The sequence below is a fragment of the Paraburkholderia sp. EG286B genome (genome assembly GCF_040965655.1).
Classification (GTDB): domain Bacteria; phylum Pseudomonadota; class Gammaproteobacteria; order Burkholderiales; family Burkholderiaceae; genus Paraburkholderia.
In genome coordinates this window covers 1-255 of the sequence record NZ_JBFRCF010000246.1, presented here as the reverse complement: position 1 = coordinate 255, position 255 = coordinate 1, and the positions used below count along the sequence as shown (strand labels likewise).

Below are 255 nucleotides of genomic sequence, written 5' to 3'. Positions count from 1 at the left end.
CAAGAGATGCCATGGCGGGCGCCGGCCTGCCTTCCAACTGTAGTTCTCCAAGGTAGTCATCTTCAATGACCCACGCATCGTTTGAAGCCGCCCAGTCAAGCAGTTGAAGGCGCCGTCTCAACGACAACGTCGAGCCTAGAGGCGCTTGCTGACCAGGAGTTAAGACCGCTAACGCGGCGTCCGGCGCTGGCTTGATGCCGTAGTCGACGTTGATACCGTCTGCGTCTACCGGGATCGGCACGATATTCAAGCGAG

At 58.8% G+C, this 255-nt stretch carries 1 pseudogene; it reads right to left on the bottom strand.

Annotated elements, in window-relative coordinates:
- Positions 1-255: pseudogene (locus AB4Y42_RS44610) on the bottom strand (PLP-dependent aminotransferase family protein); the annotation flags it as partial.